General features: G+C 56.8%; 9 protein-coding genes. 1 reads left to right on the top strand and 8 read right to left on the bottom strand.

What is annotated here, in order from left to right:
* The 7 genes from ASD50_RS23700 to ASD50_RS15015 all read right to left on the bottom strand — a co-directional run.
* Positions 1 to 305, bottom strand: a 305-nt coding sequence (locus tag ASD50_RS23700) for a hypothetical protein (protein WP_210168935.1), incomplete at its 3' end; no start/stop codon positions are given.
* 236 nt (positions 306 to 541) lie between these two features.
* Positions 542 to 826: a DUF982 domain-containing protein gene (locus tag ASD50_RS14990; protein ID WP_056242809.1), complete on the bottom strand. Its 285-nt coding sequence runs from the start codon at positions 824 to 826 to the stop codon at positions 542 to 544.
* A 17-nt stretch (positions 827 to 843) separates the two neighbouring features.
* Complete coding sequence (locus ASD50_RS14995) at positions 844 to 1,146, bottom strand: DUF982 domain-containing protein (protein WP_056242812.1); 303 nt, start codon at positions 1,144 to 1,146, stop codon at positions 844 to 846.
* Between the two features lie 381 nt (positions 1,147 to 1,527).
* Positions 1,528 to 2,004: a hypothetical protein gene (locus ASD50_RS15000; protein ID WP_056242814.1), complete on the bottom strand. Its 477-nt coding sequence runs from the start codon at positions 2,002 to 2,004 to the stop codon at positions 1,528 to 1,530.
* A gap of 47 nt (positions 2,005 to 2,051) precedes the next feature.
* Positions 2,052 to 2,534, bottom strand: a complete 483-nt coding sequence (locus ASD50_RS15005; protein ID WP_156465121.1) for a TspO/MBR family protein — start codon at positions 2,532 to 2,534, stop codon at positions 2,052 to 2,054.
* A gap of 48 nt (positions 2,535 to 2,582) precedes the next feature.
* Positions 2,583 to 2,807: a DUF378 domain-containing protein gene (locus tag ASD50_RS15010; protein ID WP_056242816.1), complete on the bottom strand. Its 225-nt coding sequence runs from the start codon at positions 2,805 to 2,807 to the stop codon at positions 2,583 to 2,585.
* 59 nt (positions 2,808 to 2,866) lie between these two features.
* On the bottom strand, positions 2,867 to 3,355 hold the full coding sequence (locus tag ASD50_RS15015) for a fasciclin domain-containing protein (RefSeq protein WP_056242819.1): 489 nt from the start codon (positions 3,353 to 3,355) through the stop codon (positions 2,867 to 2,869).
* Between the two features lie 168 nt (positions 3,356 to 3,523).
* On the opposite strand from ASD50_RS15015, the gene ASD50_RS15020 reads away from it, so the two are divergent.
* The gene (locus ASD50_RS15020; RefSeq protein ID WP_056242821.1) at positions 3,524 to 4,102 is read left to right on the top strand and encodes a helix-turn-helix domain-containing protein; all 579 of its coding nucleotides are present in this window, start codon (positions 3,524 to 3,526) and stop codon (positions 4,100 to 4,102) included.
* An 815-nt stretch (positions 4,103 to 4,917) separates the two neighbouring features.
* On the opposite strand, the gene ASD50_RS15025 is transcribed toward ASD50_RS15020, so the two are convergent.
* Positions 4,918 to 5,442 (bottom strand): hypothetical protein, encoded by a 525-nt coding sequence (locus ASD50_RS15025; RefSeq protein ID WP_244484550.1) that lies wholly within the window; start codon positions 5,440 to 5,442, stop codon positions 4,918 to 4,920.
* Between the last annotated feature and the right edge of the window lie 62 nt (positions 5,443 to 5,504).

Here is a 5,504-nt window from a genome sequence, read left to right on the forward strand (position 1 = left end):
ATGGCCTTCTCACAGTTCGGCATCGAAAGCCTCTGCAACCTCATCGAAATCCACCGCAGCACAACGAAGTAGGTCTGCCGCGGCCCTCGCCGGATGAATACCAAAAAGGAAACAAATACCCTTCTTGTTTTCGACAAGGTGGTGTTCCCATATAATCTCGGCAGGAAGGGGGGCTGAGGATCGGAGCGGTGCAGAAGTATCTGAATCATAAGCTCGAATGCCCCTATTGCGGTACCATCCGGCTGCGGATTCCCGCTGACGCCATCGAGTCGACCGAAATCAAATGCGATGACTGCGGCAAACACCTAGGCACCTGGGGCGAGCTACAGGACGATTTTGCAAGCCAAGGTGGCCACGATGGCATTTTCCGGCTGTCGGGAGGCAGGATCAAACGTATCGAGTAAAAACGGGCACGCACACCGCAATCAATACCAATCGGTATCGTTCGCGATACCTCGGATAGCGAGGCGTTCCCGGCGCCCGTTTTGCAAGAGACGAGGGCGGCGGCACGATGGCCGCCGCCCTGAGGTTGCGTGGCGGATCAGACCTGTAACCGTTGTCCGGAATTTGTAACCGCCGGCATCACTTCCTCCTCGACCAGGATGTCCTTCTTCCTGGCGAACTGGACCAGGATGCCGCGCGCCGTTTCTGGGTCGATCTCGCCGGCCAGTGCAGCTTTGCAGGCACGGATCGCCGCCTTCTGCTCCGGGCTGTTTCCACACCAATCCACGACGAACTGGTAGGCATCCACGACGGAGTTCAGTTGCCGAGGAAAACCAAGCCCGACCCACACGCGCACAGGCTTTTCGAAGTGTCGAGAAAGCATCGTATCCTCCCATTACCTCAGGCTGCTACACTGCCAGTCTCGCCGGCCTTCCCGGCCACCCAGGGAACCGCCGTGGAGACATCCTCGAGGATTCTCGCCGAACGGGCAAAGCCGGCGAACGCGTCGCGCGCTGCCTTCAGCGTCATAAGGCCATCGAACGCGCGATGGCATGCTCGCTTCGCCGTCTCATAGATCACGCCACGACGGTGCTTGGGCCATTCGTCGAGGAAATCGCAGGCATCCTCAAGGCAGGCGATCTCCTGGATGAGACCTTCAGCGGCTCGCACGAACACAGGAATTTCGAATGTTCTCTCGCTCATTGAAACCTCCAATGGTTGAACGATTTCAGTTGGTTGAGGAATGACCGTCCCAAAGATTAGCGGCGATCATGAGAGAATATGTGAAGATCGATTGTTGACGTCAAGACCAGGAGACGTGGGGCAAGAATTGACACGCGAGCCGCGACACACGACCGTCCCCTCTCCATGGAGTCGGTCAATCCGTCTTTGTCGGCAACTGTGGCGACGCGATGGTTTTGCATATGCCATCGAAGCCGATCAGCGTATGCTGTGCCAGCCCCATGGTGCTTTCGGGGCTGCCATGTTTGCCCGAGCACACTGCGCGTTAATCGTTGGAACTCGGTAGTTGAAAGCAATTGCTCTATTTGGAATGCAGATTCGACGCTCCGACCGACTGCCGATTCAAATTTTCCGGCCGTCATAAGCCCAATGCAGCAGTGCTTGACGCTGGCGGCGCCGGCACCATGTGTCGCCCGGCTCGCAATAACGCCGCACCTGCGCCACGTGGCGTCGCATAGCTTTCCATCGACCGATTTGGCGTTCGTCCTCTCCTGGCAATCTGCGTCCGTGGAAGTAGCGGCAATACCACTGGAACCATCCGCGTGGATCATCCGGATGGATCCAGCCCTTGGCCCGCCAGACACTGAGAGGCTGACTGGCATCGACGCCGAAGTAGTTCAGTGAGGGATTGCGGGCGCCCGGCGCCAGACGTGCGTGCCGAAACCAGCTTTCCGGGAATTCTTCCCGGCAGTCGGTCATGTACTTGCCGCCGAACACGCCGAGAGCCAACATGGTCTCTGGGGTGAGGTCGGGGTGGAAATCCGGATGCAAACCGCCACCGACAGGGGCTGTAAGGCGGTAGCGGTAGCCCTGCTGCATCCGGTCGTTTACTTCTATCCAGCGGTCGGCCAACCTCGTTCTCCTGCCTATGAGGAGATGGCGCTGTTGCGCTGCCAGACCGAGAGGTTGAGCAGCAAGGCAAAGCTCACCCAGCAAAGATAGGGAACAAGCATTGCGGCTGCCGCTGCATCTATCGGATAAAACAAGACGATTGTCGCAACGATCGACAGCCATAACAAGACCATGTCGACCAAAGCCCATCCAATTCGATGAAGGCCGAAAAAGATCGGCGACCAAGCAGCATTTAACAGCAATTGAGTGCCGTATGCCGACAGCGGCAATACTGCGTCTCCAAACCCGGCTTCCCGCCAGACTAGCCAGCCAGCCAAAGCAATCGTTGCATAGAGAAACGTCCAGACCGGGCCAAACAACCAGTCGGGAGGCCGCCAGGATGGCTTGTTCAGCCGCTGGTACCATTCGCCAGGGCGGAAAAAGATGCCGCCGATGCCGGCTGCGAAAGTCGCAACCCCGAATCCAAGTAAAGCTAGCAAAGAAGTTATACCCCGCATCAATTGCGAAAAGGTCGCCGGGTGTAGCGACCTTTTCTTATTATACGCCTAGCGTACGTGCCCTGAGGCAGCCTCGCTCGATCCCAATGCGGAAACAAGCGGCACGACCTGCCATGCTGCCGACAGCCCCACGACGACATAGACAATACGGGCGAGGGCCGACCCCGTTCCAAATATCGCGCCCACGAGGTCGAAACTGAGCAGGCCAACAAGGCCCCAATTCAGTCCTCCAACTATAAGCAGCGCCAAGGTCAGGACATTCAAAATCTTCATGACATTCTCCTGCTGTTAATGTTCCAGTTGCGGTGCGCGGCTTCTGTCCCGCCCTAGGCCTAGCCTTGCGGCGGCATGAGTACCTTGTCGATGACGTGAATCACGCCGTTGGTCGCGCCAACGTCGGCCTTGGTGACATTGGCATCGTCGACTTTCACTGAACCGCCGTCGACCTGGATATCGATCGGCTTTCCGTTGACGGTCTTGGCCTCATCCAGTTTCGCGACGTCGGCAGCCATCACCTTGCCGGGGACGACGTGGTAGGTGAGCACGTCGACGAGCTTCTGCTGGTTTTCGGGTTTCAGCAGGGCTTCGACTGTCCCGGCCGGCAGCTTGGCAAAGGCGTTATCGGTCGGGGCAAACACCGTAAAGGGCCCGTCACCTTTGAGAGTGGAGACCAATCCGGCGGCGTCGAGTGCTGCGGCGAGGGTTTTGAACTGGCCAGCACCGATGGCAGTATCGACGATATCTTTTTCGGCGGCATGTGCGGGCATGGCGAGCGCGGCCATGGAAAACATGGCTGCGGCGAATGTCTGCTTCAGTCCCATTGTCTTTCTCCCTTGTTGAAAATCTGCTCGCCACCCAGCGAGCGATGACATTTCATAAAGGGATAATCATTTTTACTACCACTCAAATTTTCGTGATATGAAATCAGTTTCTATTGACAGTTAAAAGATAGGTCGGCGATTGTCGCCGGATGAAAAGGAGATGAACGCGTGCTGTCCGACACTCTTACCGACGAACTCGAGCGCTACCGGATCGGCCCGCGCATCAAGGCTCTTCGCCTGAACAAAAAGATGGGACTGATTCAACTCGGCGCGCACACCGGCTTGTCGTCGGCGATGCTGTCGAAAATCGAGCGGGGGCAGCTTTTTCCCACACTGCCGACCCTGCTGCGGATTGCGCTGGTCTTCGGCGTCGATCTAGATCACTTTTTCAGCAAGGAGGGGCCGCGCCTGGCGGTGACCAGAAAGGGACAGCGCCTGAGGCTTCCGGTTTCGGCGGGAGAAGAGGTTCCGGCCTATTCGTTCGAGAGCCTGGATTATCCAATCGCTGATCGACGCATGGATGCCTATTTCGCGGAGTTCACGGGGCCTACAAAGCCGTCGAAGCCGCATCAGCACGGAGGCGCCGAATTCATCTATGTCCTGAGCGGTCGATTGAACGTGAATGTCGACGGCGAAAACGTGGCACTTGATGCGGGGGATGCGATGTATTTCGATTCAAATGTTCCGCACAGCTACCGTCGGGGGAGTGACGAAAACTGCTCGGCAATCGTCGTAACGACCCCCTGATGAATTGGTCTTTGCAGGCGACCCGGAGCGCGCTTAATGATCCATAATCTCGTCCTTGGAACCGTCATGATAACACTGACGATTCTTGTTCATACATTTGGCCTGATGGCGGTAACGCGGACCATGGCGCCGCCGTTGGAAGTGGTCGCGGCGACTGCCTCAGGCAGGCTTTCCATCGCAATCAATTCGCGCGCAGCTCGGACGAGCCTGGGACCGGTTTTTCCATGCCTGCAAGCTTGGACCAGCCGCCTTCGTCGATGAAGTCATCACGTTGCCAAGAAGAGGTCTTTTTCAATTCGGCAAGTTTGTCACTTGCGTCAGCCGTTGATACGAACTCTGGACGCAGACCGAGGCCGGCTCTACCTGCTAAGGACAATTCGAGCCGTAGTGGCAACCAGTGTCCAATATCTCCATCCCATCATAGGCATCGTCGTCGCGGCGGTAATGTTCGTTACGACCTCGGGACGTTCGTCGCTGGTGGCGTTCTCCTGATCCTTGGCGGACTCGCCCTGGTGGTGGTTCCAGTCGGTTCGCGCAGGCGAGCGGGAGCGTGAAGCCGGATTCAGCGCCACTGACCAACGTGTGACCAAGCCCGATCAGCGATTTCATGGTAAAATTGATCGTTGGCACGCCGGAGAGAATGAAACTGGGAACTCATATTCCATTGTTTCTTCTATAAATTTTTGAGATGGGAAATAATGTAGCGCCTGCATGCCCGACACAAGACCCGCGCATTCCTTAATTTGGTGCAAAGTATTATCTGGGTATTGCCCTGATGCGAGTGGGGCCAATCCTAAGTACTAATAGAGGGAGTGCTATTTCTTCCTTGGCAATATGATCGTCGGCTTGCCAAGCGCCTTAACTGGATAGAGCAGGATGATGACGTTGTGGGTCGTATCGAAAGCCTCAGCGACGCATTCATGTGGCGTACCGTTGCGATCTGTCAGCGACAACGTCCTTGGGCTCGTCATTTTCCGACCAATAGGCAGCACGGGCCCCAAGGCGTGATCCAGCGTGATATGCGTATCGGTGGGTCGCCCGAACTGAGTGACGAATGATGGCGAGGGCTCGATCCGGCGAACGGCCGCTTGGGCCCCGTGGCCATTCACGTATTCAATTGGCTCCAGTATGTAGACAGCACATGCACGGTAATGGGTCCGGGCAAATTCCCGAGCCGACGCATAGTTGGATGCACCGAACTTCTTGGCAAGGCTGATTGGCGTCTTGATATCAAACGCACAGTCAGCAGCGAGCTGCGCGTAGGTGTTGCCCCTAAAGAGCGCAAATCGCGCGAAGTTGTTGGCCTGTCCGTAGTCAGGGATTTTGGGACCAACTGGCATCGTGAGCTAACGGAGGCTCTGGTCCATCAGGGTTGTCATATTAGGCTGCCGCATCTCGATGA

Origin of the sequence: Mesorhizobium sp. Root552 (assembly GCF_001427285.1) — a bacterium.
Classification (GTDB): Bacteria; Pseudomonadota; Alphaproteobacteria; order Rhizobiales; family Rhizobiaceae; genus Mesorhizobium.